Annotated in this window: 13 protein-coding genes; 10 read left to right on the forward strand and 3 right to left on the reverse strand. The window is 60.8% G+C overall.

What is annotated here, in order from left to right; genetic code table 11:
• The first annotated feature begins 32 nt into the window (after positions 1-32).
• From ileS to PQR32_RS14985, 6 genes are all read left to right on the forward strand, one after another.
• Positions 33-2,870: an isoleucine--tRNA ligase gene (gene ileS, locus PQR32_RS14960; RefSeq protein ID WP_408227874.1), complete on the forward strand. Its 2,838-nt coding sequence runs from the start codon at positions 33-35 to the stop codon at positions 2,868-2,870.
• 11 nt (positions 2,871-2,881) lie between these two features.
• Entirely contained in the window at positions 2,882-3,391 is a 510-nt protein-coding gene (lspA, locus tag PQR32_RS14965; protein WP_408227877.1) for a signal peptidase II, read from the forward strand.
• Between the two features lie 114 nt (positions 3,392-3,505).
• Entirely contained in the window at positions 3,506-4,720 is a 1,215-nt protein-coding gene (gene coaBC / locus PQR32_RS14970; protein ID WP_408227880.1) for a bifunctional phosphopantothenoylcysteine decarboxylase/phosphopantothenate--cysteine ligase CoaBC, read from the forward strand.
• Between the two features lie 74 nt (positions 4,721-4,794).
• Complete coding sequence (locus tag PQR32_RS14975) at positions 4,795-5,814, forward strand: LLM class flavin-dependent oxidoreductase (RefSeq protein ID WP_408227883.1); 1,020 nt, start codon at positions 4,795-4,797, stop codon at positions 5,812-5,814.
• A 13-nt stretch (positions 5,815-5,827) separates the two neighbouring features.
• Positions 5,828-6,274, forward strand: a complete 447-nt coding sequence (gene dut, locus PQR32_RS14980; RefSeq protein ID WP_408227886.1) for a dUTP diphosphatase — start codon at positions 5,828-5,830, stop codon at positions 6,272-6,274.
• A gap of 390 nt (positions 6,275-6,664) precedes the next feature.
• The gene (locus PQR32_RS14985) at positions 6,665-9,175 is read left to right on the forward strand and encodes a hypothetical protein (protein ID WP_408227889.1); all 2,511 of its coding nucleotides are present in this window, start codon (positions 6,665-6,667) and stop codon (positions 9,173-9,175) included.
• Positions 9,176-9,241: 66 nt separating this feature from the next.
• On the opposite strand, the gene clpA is transcribed toward PQR32_RS14985, so the two are convergent.
• Positions 9,242-11,539: an ATP-dependent Clp protease ATP-binding subunit ClpA gene (clpA, locus tag PQR32_RS14990; RefSeq protein WP_012434129.1), complete on the reverse strand. Its 2,298-nt coding sequence runs from the start codon at positions 11,537-11,539 to the stop codon at positions 9,242-9,244.
• On the reverse strand, positions 11,536-11,850 hold the full coding sequence (gene clpS, locus PQR32_RS14995; protein WP_012434130.1) for an ATP-dependent Clp protease adapter ClpS: 315 nt from the start codon (positions 11,848-11,850) through the stop codon (positions 11,536-11,538). The genes clpA and clpS overlap by 4 nt, the downstream gene beginning before the upstream one ends.
• Before the next feature lie 550 nt (positions 11,851-12,400).
• On the opposite strand from clpS, the gene PQR32_RS15000 reads away from it, so the two are divergent.
• Complete coding sequence (locus PQR32_RS15000) at positions 12,401-12,607, forward strand: cold-shock protein (RefSeq protein WP_007180614.1); 207 nt, start codon at positions 12,401-12,403, stop codon at positions 12,605-12,607.
• Between the two features lie 210 nt (positions 12,608-12,817).
• On the opposite strand, the gene icd is transcribed toward PQR32_RS15000, so the two are convergent.
• Entirely contained in the window at positions 12,818-14,074 is a 1,257-nt protein-coding gene (icd, locus tag PQR32_RS15005) for an NADP-dependent isocitrate dehydrogenase (RefSeq protein WP_012434132.1), read from the reverse strand.
• 332 nt (positions 14,075-14,406) lie between these two features.
• Between icd and PQR32_RS15010 the strand changes: the two genes are divergently transcribed.
• The 3 genes from PQR32_RS15010 to PQR32_RS15020 all read left to right on the forward strand — a co-directional run bounded on the left by PQR32_RS15010 (position 14,407) and on the right by PQR32_RS15020 (position 16,280).
• Positions 14,407-14,976, forward strand: a complete 570-nt coding sequence (locus PQR32_RS15010) for a pseudouridine synthase (protein ID WP_408227892.1) — start codon at positions 14,407-14,409, stop codon at positions 14,974-14,976.
• Between the two features lie 457 nt (positions 14,977-15,433).
• Positions 15,434-15,628, forward strand: a complete 195-nt coding sequence (locus PQR32_RS15015) for a hypothetical protein (protein WP_011489640.1) — start codon at positions 15,434-15,436, stop codon at positions 15,626-15,628.
• A 145-nt stretch (positions 15,629-15,773) separates the two neighbouring features.
• Positions 15,774-16,280, forward strand: a complete 507-nt coding sequence (locus tag PQR32_RS15020; protein WP_408227895.1) for a DUF192 domain-containing protein — start codon at positions 15,774-15,776, stop codon at positions 16,278-16,280.
• Positions 16,281-16,449: the final 169 nt, after the last annotated feature.

Consider the following 16,449-nt stretch of genomic DNA (forward strand, 5'->3'; position numbering starts at 1 on the left):
TGCGCATAGAAAGAATTCACCGCGACCTCATCATGAGCAACAAGAAAGCCGATTCGAAACCGCAGTCACGTTACCCGGTCAACCTGCTCGACACGCCGTTCCCGATGCGCGGCGACCTGCCCAAGCGCGAGCCGCAATGGGTCAAGGAATGGCAGGAACGCAAGGTCTACGAGACGATCCGCGCTGCCTCCAAGGGCCGCAAGAAGTTCATCCTGCACGACGGCCCGCCGTATGCGAACGGCGACATCCACCTCGGCCACGCGGTGAACAAGATCCTGAAGGACATGATCGTCAAGGCGCGCAATCTGGCGGGCTTCGACGCGGTCTACGTGCCGGGCTGGGATTGCCACGGCATGCCGATCGAAATCCAGATCGAAAAGCAGTTCGGCAAGTCGCTGCCGGCCGCTGAAGTCATGCAGAAGGCGCGCGCCTACGCAACCGAGCAGATCGAGAAGCAGAAGGTCGGCTTCCGCCGGCTGGGCGTGCTCGGCGACTGGGACAATCCGTACAAGACCATGAACTTCACGAACGAAGCCGGCGAAATCCGCGCGCTCGCGAAGATCATGGAAAAAGGCTACGTGTTCCGCGGCCTGAAGCCGGTGAACTGGTGTTTCGACTGCGGCTCGGCGCTTGCCGAAGCGGAAGTCGAATACAAGGACAAGACCGATCCAACCATCGACGTGCTGTTCAGCTTCGCCGAGCCGGAAAAGACCGCCCAGGCGTTCGGTTTGAATGCGCTGCCGCGCAACGAAGGCGGCATCGTCATCTGGACGACCACGCCGTGGACCATCCCCGCCAACCAGGCGCTGAACCTGCATCCGGAGATCGTCTACGCGCTGGTCGACACGCCGCGCGGCCTGCTTATCCTCGCCGAAGAGCGCGTTGAGGCCTGCCTGAAGCTGTACGGCCTGGAAGGCACGATCGTCGCCACCACGCCGGGCGCAAAGCTCGTCAACCTGCGCTTCAACCACCCGCTCGCGTCCGCGCATCCGGGCTACAAGCGCACGGCGCCGGTCTATCTTGGCGACTACGTCACGACCGAAACGGGTACGGGTATCGTGCACTCGTCGCCGGCATACGGCGTGGAAGACTTCGTGTCGTGCAAGGCGCACGGCATGGCGGACTCGGACATCATCAATCCGGTGATGGGCGACGGCCGTTATATCGAATCGCTCGCGCTGTTCGGCGGCCTGTCGATCTGGGCGGCCAACCCGCAGATCGTCGAAGCGCTGCAAGGCGCCGGCTCGCTGATGCGCACCGAGAAGTACACGCACAGCTACATGCACTGCTGGCGCCACAAGACGCCGATCATCTACCGCGCGACGTCGCAATGGTTCGCCGGCATGGACGTGAAGCCGAACGATACCGACAAGACGCTGCGCGAAACCGCGCTCGAAGGCATCGAGAACACCGCCTTCTATCCGGCGTGGGGCAAGCAGCGCCTCTTCAGCATGATCGCCAACCGCCCGGACTGGACGCTGTCGCGCCAACGCCAATGGGGCGTGCCGATGGCCTTCTTCGTGCACAAGGAAACGGGCGAACTGCATCCGCGTACGCTGGAGTTGCTCGAGGAAGTCGCCCAACGTGTGGAAAAGGCCGGCATCGAAGCCTGGCAAACACTCGACCCACGCGAGTTGCTCGGCGACGACGCCAACATGTACGAGAAGAACCGCGACACGCTGGACGTGTGGTTCGATTCGGGCACCACGCACTGGCACGTGCTGCGCGGCTCGCATAAAGACGAACTGCAATTCCCGGCCGACCTGTATCTGGAAGGCTCGGACCAGCATCGCGGCTGGTTCCATTCGTCGCTGTTGACCGCCTCGATGCTCGACGGCCGTCCGCCGTATAACGCGCTGCTCACGCACGGTTTCACCGTGGACGGCGAAGGCCGCAAGATGAGCAAGTCGCTCGGCAACGGTATCGATCCGCATGAAGTGGCGAACCGCCTCGGCGCGGAAATCATCCGCCTTTGGATCGCGTCGACCGACTATTCCGGCGAACTGGCGATCTCGGAGGAAATCCTGAAGCGTGTGACGGAAGGCTATCGCCGTATCCGCAACACGCTGCGCTTCCTGCTCGCGAATCTGTCGGACTTCGACTTCGCGCAACACGCGCGTCCGGTCGAAGACTGGCTCGAGATCGACCGCTATGCGGTGGCGCTGTCGGCGAATCTGCAAAACGACATCCTCTCGCACTACGACAAGTACGAATTCCATCCGGTGGTCGCCAAGCTGCAGACGTTCTGCTCGGAAGACCTCGGTGGTTTCTATCTGGACGTGCTGAAAGACCGTCTGTACACGACCGCCGCGGATTCTGTCGCGCGCCGCTCGGCACAGACCGCGCTGTATCACATCGCGCACGGCCTGCTGCGTCTGATGGCGCCGTTCCTGTCGTTCACCGCCGAAGAAGCGTGGAAGATCTTCCAGCCGAACAGCGAAACGATCTTCACCGAGACGTATCACGCATTCCCGGCCGTGCCGGACGCCGGCGCGCTGCTCGACAAATGGACGCTTCTGCGCGCCGCGCGCAGCGACGTGACCAAGGCGCTGGAAGAAGCGCGCGTGGCGAACCTGATCGGTTCGTCCTTGCAGGCGGAAGTCGAAATCCGCGCGAGTGGCGCGCGCTACGACGCGCTCACGAGCCTCGGCGACGACCTGAAGTTCGTGCTGATCACGTCGGCGGCGGGCGTGGTGAAGGTCGACAGCGAAGCGGAAGAAGGCGTCGAAGTCATCGCCTCGAAGTATCTGAAGTGCGAACGCTGCTGGCACTACCGCGCGGACGTCGGCGCGAACGCCGAACATCCCACGGTGTGCGGCCGCTGCTTCAGCAATCTGTTCGGCAACGGTGAAATCAGGAGCGCGGCATAATGGCGAGAACCATGTCGAAAACCGCGTCGAAAACATCTGTTGCAAACGGTTCGCTGGCGCCCTGGCTCGGCGTTGCGCTGATCGTCATCCTGTTCGATCAGCTGACGAAAATCGCGGTCCAGAAAGTGTTCGCCTACGGTGTCGCGCATGAGGTCACGTCGTTTTTCAACCTGATCCTCGTGTACAACCGCGGTGCGGCATTCAGTTTCCTCGCGATGGCGGGCGGCTGGCAACGCTGGGCGTTCACCGCGCTCGGCGTGGTAGCCGCGCTGGTGATCTGCTACCTGCTCAAGCGTCATGGCGGGCAGAAAATGTTCTGCACGGCGCTCGCGCTGATTCTCGGTGGCGCGCTCGGCAACGTGATCGACCGGCTCGCTTATGGCCACGTGATCGACTTCCTCGATTTCCATGTGCGCACGTGGCACTGGCCGGCGTTCAATCTCGCCGACAGCGCGATCACGATCGGCGCGGTCCTGCTCGTGCTCGACGAGCTGCGGCGCGTGCGCGGCAGCGCGCGCTAAGGCGGCAGGCGCTCGCGCTCAGGGTCGCGCATCAACCACGGTTTGAAAGGCGCGGCGGCGGAGATGCAATGCCCCGCCTCGCTGCCCGCCACCACGCTTTGTCGGAGGCTTTCGTTGGCAACCGCAGAACTCGCAGGAAAGCACCTCGTCCTCGGCATGACGGGCGGCATTGCCTGCTACAAGATCGCCGAACTCACGCGTCTGTTGACCAAGGCCGGCGCGACCGTGCAGGTCGTCATGACCGAAGCGGCCACGCAGTTCATCACTCCCGTCACCATGCAAGCGCTCTCGGGCCGTCCGGTCTACACGAGCCAGTGGGACGGACGCGTGCCGAACAACATGGCGCATATCGACCTGTCGCGTGAAGCGGATGCGATCGTGATCGCGCCCGCCTCGACCGATTTCCTCGCCAAACTCGCGCACGGCATGGCCGACGACCTGTTGTCGACGCTGTGCGTCGCCCGCGATTGTCCGCTGCTGGTCGTGCCGGCCATGAACCGGCAAATGTGGCAGAACCCGGCGACACAGCGCAACGTCGTGCAATTGCGCGCGGACGGCATCGAAGTGCTCGGACCCGATTCGGGTCCGCAAGCGTGTGGAGAAGTCGGCGACGGCCGTATGCTCGAAGCCGCCGCCACTTACGAAGCCGTCGCTTCGTTCTTCGCGCCGAAAATCCTCGCCGGCAAGCGCGTGCTGCTGACCGCCGGGCCGACGTTCGAGCCGCTCGATCCGGTACGCGGCATCACCAACCGCTCCAGCGGCAAGATGGGTTTCGCGCTGGCGCGCGCCGCGCAACAGGCCGGCGCCGAGGTGCATCTGATCGCCGGCCCCGTCGCGCTGGAAACGCCGTGGGGCGTATTCCGCCAGGACGTGCAAACCGCCCAGCAGATGCATGACGCCGTGATGCGCTCGGTCGCGGACGCCGATATTTTCATCGGCGTGGCCGCGGTAGCCGACTGGCGCGTCGATCACGCCAGCGAACACAAGATCAAGAAGACCGCTGAGCGCGCGCTGCCCACGTTTAGCTTCGTGGAAAATCCGGATATTCTCGCCTCGGTGGCGAAACTGCCGCATCCGCCGTTCGCGGTCGGCTTCGCGGCGGAAAGCGGCGACCTCGAAATCCACGGCGAAGAAAAGCGTGTGCGCAAAAATGTGCCGCTTCTGATCGGCAATCTCGGGCCGCTAACCTTCGGCCTCGACGACAACGAAGTGATTCTGTTCGAAGCAAGCGGCGCGACGAAGTTGCCACGCGCTGACAAGCAGGCGCTCGCGCACGCGCTGATCGCGGAGATCGCCAGGCGTCTGCCCGACACAAGTCTGATTCGCTGAGCCATGCGGGCGGCGCGTCGTTGCGGCCGCCGCGCGTCGCACTAGCGAATGGAATCATCTGGAGCGGTACTGACATGACGCGACTATCCGTACTCGATCAAACGCCCGTGATCGCCGGGCACTCGGTGGCGGACGCGATTGCCGCCACGGTCGAACTCGCGCAGCTCGCCGACGACCTCGGCTACACGCGTTACTGGTGCGCCGAGCATCACGGCCTGCGCGGCGTGTCGAACCCTTGCCCCGAGGTGATGCTGGCGCGGCTCGGCAGCGTGACCCAACACATTCGACTGGGCTCCGGCGGCGTAATGCTGCCGTACTACAGCCCGTTCAAGGTCGCCGAGCAATTCATGATGCTCGAAGCGCTGTTCCCCAAGCGCATCGATCTGGGCGTGGGGCGCGCGCCGGGCGGCGACATGCGCACGGCGCAAGCGGTCGCTGTCGGCGACTACAATCGCGGCGATATTTTCCCGCAGCAGGTCGCCGATCTGCTCGGCCTGATGCACGGCACTTTGCCCGCCGATCACCTTGCGAGCGGCTTGCTGCTGCAGCCGCAAATCGATACGCGTCCGCAAGTGTGGATGCTCGGGTCGAGCGAATTCGGCGGCTTGCTGGCGGCGCAACTCGGCATTCCCTTTGCGTTTGCGCACTTCATCAACGCGCATTTCGGGCATCAGGTCGCGCATGCGTATCGTGAGCGCTTCAAGGCCGGCCAGGATATGCAGCAAGCGTATCTGGCGGCCGCCGTGTTCGTGATTTGCGCGGACACTGAACAGGAAGCGGCGGATCTGGAAAAAGCCGTCGATCTGCGCCGCGTGCAAATGGCCTATGGCCTGAACGAACCGATCCCGACGATCGAACAGGGCGTCGCGCAGGAGTACGGCGAGCGCGAGCGTCTGGTGATCGATCGCGAAAAGCCGCGCAGCATCATCGGTACGCCGGAAGCGGTCACGGAGCGCCTGCATGCCCTGCAGGAACAGTTCGACGCCGACGAGCTGATCGTGCTCACCGTGGCGGGCAGCTACCGCGCCCGCTTGCGCTCCTATGAACTTCTTGCCGAAGCGTTCCAGCTCGAACGCCCGGCCTCCATTTCTTAACCTTCGAATCTGCATGAAACTCGACCTGAAGATCCTCGACGCGCGTATACGCGAGCAGCTCCCGGCTTACGCCACCACCGGCAGCGCGGGCCTCGACCTGCGCGCGTGTCTCGACGAACCGTTGACGCTGAAACCCGGCGAAACCGCTTTGGTGCCGACGGGTCTGGCGATTCACGTCGGCGATCCGGGCTATGCCGCGTTGATCCTGCCGCGCTCGGGCTTGGGACATAAGCACGGGATCGTACTGGGCAACCTGGTCGGCCTGATAGATTCGGATTACCAGGGTCAACTGATGATTTCGACGTGGAACCGTGGCGAGACCACCTTCGTGCTGAACCCGATGGAACGCCTCGCGCAACTGGTGATCGTGCCGGTCGTGCAGGCGGAGTTCAATATCGTCGACGACTTCGAAACCAGCGAGCGCGGCGCTGGTGGGTTCGGCAGCACGGGCAGGCATTAAGCAGATACGTTTGCCTGAAACCGTGCTGGATTAGCCCAATCCAGCACGGCCCACTTCTGCAAATCAACCATCCCTCGCGCTCTTTGCGAGCGGCAAAATCAAATTCGGAGTTATCCGATTTGGCCATTGATACCCCGCACTTATAAATCAATCAATAGCACTAACGATCTCACCGGCCTCAGCAGCGAATTGACATAGGCCGCCTTACCACTCCAGTTTTCAATCCTTTCAACGCAAGAGCAGGAGGCCAAAGACTGAAAGCCTATCGTCATTTTCAATGATTTAATTAGGCATCCAGATTAATTAGATGGTCCATCAATCCGGTTAGAACTCTTTTCTTGCTCACACGGGCGATCGATGTTCACCGGACTAACACTGAATGGAGCTAGCATGCAGATCGAATATGATGCAATCGTTGGACCGGGCGCTAATGAATGGTATGGCACGATCGTCGTTTCCAACTTGCGCTATGAAGACGGTAGTGCGGTCACTGTCAACCAGTTCCTCGCGTTCAACTTTCACTCGCCGGCCAATGTTGACGCCACAGCTATCCAGCCAGCGTACGGCACGTGGGTCATCGGCGACATCACCGCGGACACTTCGCAGATCGGTGACGGCACCTTCGACGTCGACGCTTCGATCGCCTACACGACGAGCTACACGATGCAGCCGACCGATCAGATCACCATCGACGTGAACGGTGATCTATTAACGGACACGGAGACCTGGCTAGACTCGTTCGTGTTCGCCGCCGACCAGGCACCGGCCATCAGCGGCACGGTATCCGTGACGTGCGCACCTGCGCCAGATCCGGCGCTTGCCGACATCCCGCCCATCGTTACCCTCACACAAGGGGACGCGGTCTGCACAATGTCCCTCTGTTATGGGACCACTTGCAGCATCACCGCCAAACAAGGGACCTACGTGGTGACGGGCGACAGTGTGAGCACAAGTGATGAGACCGTCGTCGCGCCGCTGGTCATCGACCGCAGCACGATCGATGTCGTGGCTGGCGCAACGGCCACGCTCGGCGTGACGTTCGCGCCCGTCGAGCGCTATTGCGCGCTTGATATCTCGATCGGGTCACTGTCGGGCTTATCAACCGAGACGCTTAACGTCGAATTGACCGACAGCGCAACGGGCGAAACCCTGGCTCTATTCACCACTCCCACCAATTACGTCACGTCCCTGCGCATGCTGCCGCCATCGGGCACGGCACTCGTGTCGATTCAGAACATCGCACTCGACAATGTCGACTATTCGTTCAACGTGCCCGCCATCACGCTGACGAACGCACTGCAGACGGTATCCGTCGGCAATTCCATGGTGGTGACAAAGAATGTCGATACGACGGGATACACCAAGGTCGCGATCAGTATCACCGCTGCCCAGTCAGTCGACCAGCAACTCCAGTTGCGTCTGATTGGCGGCAGCATGAACTATCTGCAGACTGTCAGTGCAGAATCGCAACAGACTGCATTTTCGGCCTTGGTCCAGCCGGGCGACTACACGGTGGTCGCAAGCGATTTTCTGTCTGCCGGCGTCGTCTACGCGGTCGAGGCACCGTCGCGCTTGAGCGTGCCAGGCAGCGGGAGCGCTGAACTTGACGTGACGATCGAGGCATCAGCGAATCTCAATGTGCGCGGCTTCCCCGCCTATCTGTGTTTCGGTGGCTGCGCGGATCTGACGCCGAGCAATCAGGCGGACTTCGCCGCGGCACGCGCGACCTCGGTCTTCGATTACGCCGGCACGGACGGCGCCGGCGATTCGACCGTCTATCTGACCGACGACCCGCAAACGCGAGCGACGATCACGCTCGCTCGCAATGTCGAAACGCAGCTGGCCGGGATCCAGCCCGTGCTGCCCGTCATGGTTTCGTACACCTGCAATCTGTCGCTCGGTGACACGCCCACGATCCTCGCCAATGCCGACGCTCACGCACACAGTTTCGCCAACTATATTCTGGCGCTCAACATCGCGACGGAGGCCCTCGACAGCGATCACCCGGTCCCGGCAGGTTTCATTGTCAATCCTGATTTTCTCGGCGCGTGCCAGCAGGCCAACTACGGAGCAACCTACCCGATGCCGGTGCGCGAGCCGCTACAGGAAGCGCTCGATCACTGGTCGATCACCGCCGTCATTCCCAGCGCCATCACCGAGACCATTGCCGGCTACGTCCTTGCGGTGAATTGGCTGACACGCACGGTCGCGCCCAGCGTGACATTCGGCTGGCAGATCAATCTCTGGGGTGTCGGCTACTCGGAATGGATCTACCAGGAAGACGTCGATCCGGCGCAAATGGCGCAGCAGACCGCGGACTTTGTGACAAGCCTCGGCGTCTACAACGCACCTTATGCGCCCGACTTCCTGGCGATCGACCGTTTCGAAGCCGACGATTTCACGGAACGCGCCTACGCGAACGGTTACTGCTACGGTCCTCGCGAATGGAATCGCTACTTCGATTTCTGCAAGGCAGTGAGCCGCGCGCTCAAATTGCCGGTGATGCCATGGCAGATGCCCGCGAGCCGCATTCCGAACACGACCGATCCGGTCGCGACGAATTTCGACTCCCAACACTGGGGAACGGGTGGCAGTTGCCTGCTGGGCGATCCCGCAATCGGCTCTAACTACGAGAACGTGCATTCCACCATTCTCGCGTTGCAGTTTCCAGCGGCGTTTCAGCAATACATGGGCGCCACCGCTGAGGACATGTTCATCCGGTCCGAACCATTCGACATTTCGAACCCTTTGTACGGCGACTTCCCGTTGCGAGGTATCTTCACCGTGCTACTCGGCGGCGGCGCGACGACGGGTATCGTTTCCGCGATCGGTAATCCGGAACCTTGGGCAAGACAAAAGCTGAATGCCTACATGGACAATCCGATCACGTTTGATCAATAACGCCGGCAAAAAAAACGGCGTGGACTCTTCGTCCACGCCGTTTTTTGTCAGTACTACCGCGTACGCTTACTCGATTTCCACCGCTTCCGGATTCGGATTGCGCGGCGCCGGATGTTCGTCGAAGGTCAACTGCACCTTGTCTTCCGCATCCACGTCGACCGACACGCGGCCGCCGTTCATCAGCTTGCCGAACAGCAACTCGTCGGCCAGTGCACGACGGATCGTGTCCTGAATCAGACGCTGCATCGGCCGCGCGCCCATCAACGGATCGAAACCGTGCTTGGCGAGATGCTTGCGCAGCGCGTCGGTGAAGAGCGCATCGACCTTCTTCTCGTGCAACTGATCTTCCAGCTGCATCAGGAACTTGTCGACCACGCGCATGATGATTTCCTCATCGAGCGAGCGGAAGCTGATCGTTGCGTCCAGACGGTTACGGAACTCAGGCGTGAACATGCGCTTGATGTCGACCATTTCGTCGCCGGTTTCCCGACGATTCGTGAAGCCGATCACCGACTTGCCCATCGCCTCGGCGCCCGCGTTCGTCGTCATGATGATGATGACGTTGCGGAAATCCGCCTTGCGGCCGTTGTTGTCCGTCAGCGTGCCGTGGTCCATGACCTGCAGCAGCACGTTGTAGATGTCCGGATGCGCCTTCTCGATTTCGTCGAGCAGCAGCACGCAATGCGGCTTCTTCGTGACAGCTTCGGTCAGCAGGCCGCCCTGGTCAAAACCGACATAGCCCGGCGGCGCGCCGATCAAACGGCTGACCGCATGACGCTCCATGTATTCCGACATGTCGAAGCGGATCAGCTCGATGCCCAGCGTGAACGCCAGCTGCTTCGCCACTTCCGTTTTGCCGACGCCCGTGGGGCCGGAGAACAGGAACGCGCCGATCGGCTTGTCCAGCTTGCCGAGACCCGCACGCGCCATCTTGATCGCGGCCGACAGCGCGTCGATCGCCGGGTCTTGCCCGAACACTACGCTCTTCAGATCGCGATCCAGCGTTTGCAGCTTGCTGCGATCGTCTTGCGACACGCTTTGCGGCGGGACGCGGGCGATCTTCGAGATGATTTCCTCGATCTCGTTCTTGCCGATAGTCTTCTTCTGCTTCGACTTCGGCAGGATGCGTTGCGCTGCGCCTGCTTCGTCGATCACGTCGATCGCCTTGTCCGGCAGATGACGATCCGTGATGAAGCGTGCCGACAACTCAGCCGCCGCCGACAGCGCGCCCGACGAATACTTCACGCCGTGATGCTCTTCGAAACGCGACTTCAGGCCACGCAGGATCGCCACCGTCTGTTCGACGGTCGGTTCGGTCACATCGACCTTCTGGAAACGGCGCGACAATGCCGCGTCTTTTTCGAAGATGCCGCGATATTCCGTGAACGTGGTCGCGCCGATGCACTTGAGCGTACCCGACGACAACGCCGGCTTGAGCAGGTTCGACGCGTCCAGCGTGCCGCCCGACGCAGCGCCTGCGCCGATCAGCGTATGAATTTCGTCGATGAACAGGATTGCGTGCGGACGTTCCTTCAATTCCTTGAGGACAGTCTTCAGGCGCTGTTCGAAGTCGCCGCGATACTTGGTGCCGGCGAGCAATGCGCCCATGTCGAGCGAATACACCTGCGCATCCGCGAGAATGTCCGGCACTTCGCCGCGCGTAATGCGCCACGCGAGACCCTCGGCGATCGCCGTCTTGCCGACGCCGGCCTCACCGACTAGCAGCGGATTGTTCTTGCGGCGGCGGCACAGCACCTGGACCACACGCTCGACTTCCGACTCGCGCCCGATCAGCGGATCGATGCGGCCGTCTTTCGCCATCTGGTTCAGATTCTGGGTGAACTGCGCGAGTGGGGTTTCCTTCTGCGCGGCGGCTTCGTCGGACTCGGCATTCGCGTCGCTCGCTTTCGCGGCGTCCGTGCTGCTCGTCTTGGCGATGCCGTGCGAGATGAAATTCACCACGTCCAGGCGCGTCACGCCCTGCTGCTGCAGGTAGTACACCGCGTGCGAATCCTTCTCGCCGAAGATCGCGACCAGCACGTTCGCGCCGGTCACTTCCTTCTTGCCATTCGAGGTGGACTGCACATGCATGATCGCGCGCTGGATCACACGCTGGAAACCCAGCGTGGGCTGCGTGTCGACGTCGTCCGTGCCAGGCACGGTCGGCGTGTTGTCATGAATGAAGTTGCGCAGGTTCTGGCGCAGATCCTCGATATTGGCCGCGCATGCACGCAACACTTCCGCCGCTGTTGGATTGTCCAACAGTGCCAGCAAGAGGTGTTCGACCGTTATGAACTCGTGCCGCGCCTGGCGTGCTTCCATGAACGCCATGTGCAGGCTGACTTCCAGTTCCTGGGCAATCATGCTTCCTCCATCACACACTGCAGCGGATGCCCGGCCTGCCGTGCGTGGGTAACGACTTGCTCGACTTTGGTCGACGCGATGTCCCGCGTATAGACCCCACAAACTCCCCTGCCCTCGCGATGCACCTTCAACATGACCTGTGTTGCGGTTTCACGATCTTTATTGAAATATTCCTGCACGACCATCACGACAAATTCCATTGGCGTGAAGTCGTCATTCAGCAGCACCACCTTGTACATGGATGGCGGCTTGAGCTTTTTCTCCTGCCGCTCCAGTACGGTGCCGTCCTGCTTGTCCGGGATAATCGCCATACACCCATTCTAAACAACTAGGACAGGCCCGCAATCCTGTCAAAACCCGGCCGACCGGCCGGTGAGCCCGTTCGCTACCGCCTGATGGGTGATTACCCCGTCATGCGTGCGTTAAATCGACGAGCCGATTGCGGAGCCGGCCCCCATCCTGTGATGCATTGCGGTCGTGTTGCACCGCAGTCGGATCGAGTATCGCACAACCTGCCGTAGCTGGCTGACGGCTCGCCCGGCCTCATTGCCGGCGGTGCGACCCGCAGAACAGCATGTGAGTCGATTATGCGACTTTTCAAGACAGCCCGCTTGCGCAACCGCACATAACGAAAGCGGGAAAAACCCTGGAAAGTGCCTGTTTGCAACGCGACAACGGCGTCTCAAAATTTTCTTGACACTCGAATAAAGAGCCTCAACAATCAAGCTGGCACTTTTTTCACTGCGCGATAATTTCGAAAAAATGCCGATGGTGAGCTTGTGAGGAGGGAGCGGCTGCTCGCGCGGTCGTCGAGCTTTTCGAGGGCTCGTGGTAGTGACATGAGTTACAGGGGAAGTTGGAATGGCAACTGGTACGGTCAAATGGTTCAATGACGCAAAAGGTTTCGGATTCATCACGCCTGATGAAGGTGGTGAGGATCTGTTTGCACACTTCTCGGCCATCCAGATGAATGGGTTCAAGACCCTCAAGGAAGGCCAAAAGGTGACCTTCGAGGTCGTGCAAGGCCCGAAAGGCAAACAGGCATCGAACATCCAGGCACCTGCCTGAAACTGGTCGATACCCGTCCTTTGAAACCCGGCTTCGTGCCGGGTTTCTTTTTTTGGACGTCGGCCGCTAGTAGCGCTCACCAGGTGCACATCCCATATAACGGGCAGCGGTTGGGCTTTTTGCAGCATTGCGAGCCAAAAACAAACAACCCCGGCCGCCTCGTGGCGCCGGGGTTGTAGAGATGAACGGGATCAGCGTAACGCGAACCGCTCACATATTCTCGATCAGCACCTGCCCAAAGCCCGAACACGACACCTGCGTCGCGCCTTCCATCAAGCGCGCGAAGTCGTACGTAACGCGTTTTTGCAGAATCGACTTTTCCATCGACTTGATGATCAAATCCGCCGCCTCGGTCCAGCCGAGGTGGCGCAGCATCATTTCCGCCGAGAGAATTTCCGAACCCGGGTTCACGTAGTCCTTGCCGGCGTACTTCGGTGCGGTGCCGTGCGTGGCTTCGAACATCGCGACCGAATCCGACATGTTCGCACCCGGCGCGATGCCGATACCGCCGACCTGCGCGGCCAAGGCATCCGACACATAGTCGCCGTTCAGGTTGAGCGTGGCGATCACGTCGTACTCGGCCGGACGCAGCAGGATCTGCTGCAGGAACGCGTCAGCGATCACATCCTTCAGGACGATGTCGCCACCGGTCTTCGGATTCTTGATCTTCATCCACGGGCCGCCGTCGATCAGCTCCGCGGCGAACTCCTTTTGCGCCAGCGCATAACCGTAGTCGCGGAACGCGCCTTCGGTGAACTTCATGATGTTGCCCTTGTGCACCAGCGTGACCGAGCGGCGTTCGTTGTCGATCGCGTACTGGATCGCCTTGCGCACCAGACGCTCCGTACCTTCACGCGACACCGGCTTGATGCCGATCCCCGACGTATCCGGGAAGCGGATCTTCTTCACGCCCATCTCTTCGCGCAGGAACTTGATGACCTTCTTCGCCTGCTCCGATTCAGCCGGCCATTCGATACCCGCGTAGATGTCTTCTGAGTTCTCGCGGAAGATCACCATGTTGGTCTTCTCCGGCTCACGCACCGGCGAAGGCACGCCCTTGAAATACTGCACCGGACGCAAACACACGTAGAGGTCCAACTCCTGACGCAGCGCGACGTTCAGCGAACGGATGCCGCCGCCCACCGGCGTGGTGAGCGGGCCCTTGATCGAGACAACATATTCCTTGAGCACCTGCAGCGTCTCTTCCGGCAGCCACACGTCCGGGCCGTACACCTTGGTCGACTTCTCGCCGGCGTAGATTTCCATCCAGTGGATCTTCTTCTTGCCCGCGTACGCTTTTTCAACCGCGGCATCCACGACCTTGATCATGACCGGTGTGATGTCGAGACCGGTGCCGTCGCCTTCGATATACGGAATGATCGGCTGATCGGACACGTTGAGCGAGAAATCGGCGTTGACGGTGATCTTGTCACCACCGGTCGGAACCTTGATGTGCTGATACGGCATGATCGGACTCCAGTGAAGGCTGTGCTGAAAGCTGATGGGGAGACTGCGAAATGGGGCGCTCCTCGCTACGCGCAATGCCGGACAACTGCAAGCGGCCTGGCCGCTATTCTAGCCCACACGGCCGCTGCCCCGAGGCGGCAACGGCTCGGGGTTTTCCAACATGGACGAATGCGAGCCAACGAGCCACGAGTCTTATGTCTTATATAAGACATGGAGCATCTAGCCGCGCATTATGCTTTATTATCCCGCCATTTACTATCGGTCCGGCGCCTCCTGGAGCCTGGCCACGCTGGCCGCCGCAACCGGTGCCGCACGACTCTTATCGATTCCCAATGCGCCTTCTCGCTCTGAACAAACCGTTCGGCACCATCTGTCAGTTTTCGCCGCACGAGACGCGCGCGTCGCTGGCCGACTGGGTCAAGGTGCCCAATGTGTATCCGGCGGGCCGGCTCGATTCCGATAGCGAAGGCCTGCTGCTTCTCACCGACGACGGCGCGTTGCAAGCGCGCATCGCGGAGCCGCGTCACAAGCTTGTCAAACGTTATTGGGCGCAAGTGGAAGGCGCGGTCGACGCGGCCACACTAAAGAAGCTCGCACGCGGCGTCGATCTCGGCGACTATGTGACGCGACCCTGCCGCGCCGAATACGTGGAACCGACCGACACACTGTGGACACGCACGCCACCGATTCGCTGTCGCGCCGCGATACCGACTACATGGATCGAGCTATCGATCACCGAAGGCAAGAACCGCCAGGTGCGTCGCATGACAGCCGCAGTCGGATTTCCGACGCTGCGACTGGTGCGCGTGGGCGTCGGTGCGCTCGATATATTTTCGCTCGGGCTGCAACCGGGAGAGAGCATCGAATTGCCACCGAAGGCGCCGTGGGAAGGCATCGCCTGATCACTCGCAAGCACACGTCGACTGATGATGAAGTCCGCAACTCGCTCGCACTTCACGCTTCGAAAAAAACAAGCTAACTCGTTGTATCAGCAAACAAAAAAGTGCGTGAAACTACGGCAAAAACCGCGTGAAACAATTGCATGCGCGTGTACGCCGCAGCCTCTCATTCGCATCAACACAGCCGCATATAAACTTTCCACAAAATTCACGTCAACCGGTGCGCAAGCTCAGGCGTTATTCGACGTAGATGCCGCCCGAAGCTATCCGGCATTCAGCCTTAAGGGCCTTTGTGCAAGCCGCTCTCGCGGTAAGTGCAGGGAGTCTGAGCGCTAAAGCAGACGTGTCGAAAAATTTGTCGATGCGGCTGTCAACCGAAAGGTGGATGGCACGTTTACCGACATGACTCCATATATAACCGGGTCATTTGGTTAATTAACTAAAGCTGAGGATTCACAAAATGAACAAACTGATCGCCGCTCTGGTCGCTGGTCTCTTCGCAACGGCAGCATTCGCACAAGCTTCGGCACCGGCAGCAGCTTCGGCAGCTCCGGCAGCAGCAGCTTCGTCGGCAAAGAAGACCACGAAGCACGCTCACAAGAAGTCGCACAAGAAGGCAGCAGCAGCAGCTGCAGCTTCGGGCGCTTCGGAGTAAGTTTGTTGTAAAAACGCAGTCAAGAACTAGCTTCACTGCCGTTCTTACGGCGTTGAAAGGCAGATCACCGCAAGGCGATCTGCCTTTTTGTTTTTGACGCGCTCGCGTAACATTCGCGGGTTAATTTCCAGCAAGGAGTCATGCCGTGCGATTTCCCATGCGCTCGTTGATTGCGCGTTTCGCTGTTGCCGTTGCACTGCCGCTCGCCGCATTGTCGTTCGTTGCTACCACTGCCGCTCCTGCGCATGCGCAGCAGATGCCGTCCGGCGCAAAACAGCCCAGCGAATTTCCCCGCGCGAAGCTGACCGCGGGCATGTTCGTGATCGACGCTGCCGTCGCCGCGAACGATGCGGACCGCGAGCAAGGCCTCATGTATCGCACAAGCCTCGCGCCGAATGAAGGCATGCTGTTCGTCTTCGGCGAAAACGCCGTGCATTGCTTCTGGATGAAGAACACGCTGATCCCACTGTCGATCGCGTTCATACGCGCCGACGGCACGGTCACCGACATCGACGAGATGCAGGCCGAGACCACCAACAATCACTGCCCGAAGAACAACGGCGTGTATGCGTTGGAAATGAGCAAAGGCTGGTTCACGTCGAAGGGCATCAAACCGGGCATGAAGATCCAGGGCTTGCCGGCCGCGCAATAAGCCGTGTCGGCCGAGCCAACGCGCCGCCGCTTCGTCCCACCGCTTTCCGAGAGCCGGTGCCTTGTTTCGAGGCACCGGCTTTTTTCATTTCCGCGCCGCGGCATCGGCGGACGCCATATCGCCTCGCGTTGTACCGCATCGAAGCACGCGGCGCCGGTAGCCGAAGCCT

The sequence above is a fragment of the Paraburkholderia dipogonis genome (assembly GCF_046027395.1).
In the GTDB taxonomy this organism is placed as follows: domain Bacteria; phylum Pseudomonadota; class Gammaproteobacteria; order Burkholderiales; family Burkholderiaceae; genus Paraburkholderia; species Paraburkholderia dipogonis_A.

Coding starts and splice junctions, on each gene's coding strand:
- PQR32_RS15010 (WP_408227892.1), top strand. CDS start 14,407: ATGCGCCTTCTCGCTCTGAACAAACCGTTCGGCACCATCTGTCAGTTT.
- clpS (WP_012434130.1), bottom strand. CDS start 11,850: ATGGCGATTATCCCGGACAAGCAGGACGGCACCGTACTGGAGCGGCAG.
- PQR32_RS14975 (WP_408227883.1), top strand. CDS start 4,795: ATGACGCGACTATCCGTACTCGATCAAACGCCCGTGATCGCCGGGCAC.
- clpA (WP_012434129.1), bottom strand. CDS start 11,539: ATGATTGCCCAGGAACTGGAAGTCAGCCTGCACATGGCGTTCATGGAA.
- PQR32_RS15000 (WP_007180614.1), top strand. CDS start 12,401: ATGGCAACTGGTACGGTCAAATGGTTCAATGACGCAAAAGGTTTCGGA.
- dut (WP_408227886.1), top strand. CDS start 5,828: ATGAAACTCGACCTGAAGATCCTCGACGCGCGTATACGCGAGCAGCTC.
- PQR32_RS15015 (WP_011489640.1), top strand. CDS start 15,434: ATGAACAAACTGATCGCCGCTCTGGTCGCTGGTCTCTTCGCAACGGCA.
- lspA (WP_408227877.1), top strand. CDS start 2,882: ATGTCGAAAACCGCGTCGAAAACATCTGTTGCAAACGGTTCGCTGGCG.
- icd (WP_012434132.1), bottom strand. CDS start 14,074: ATGCCGTATCAGCACATCAAGGTTCCGACCGGTGGTGACAAGATCACC.
- PQR32_RS14985 (WP_408227889.1), top strand. CDS start 6,665: ATGCAGATCGAATATGATGCAATCGTTGGACCGGGCGCTAATGAATGG.
- ileS (WP_408227874.1), top strand. CDS start 33: ATGAGCAACAAGAAAGCCGATTCGAAACCGCAGTCACGTTACCCGGTC.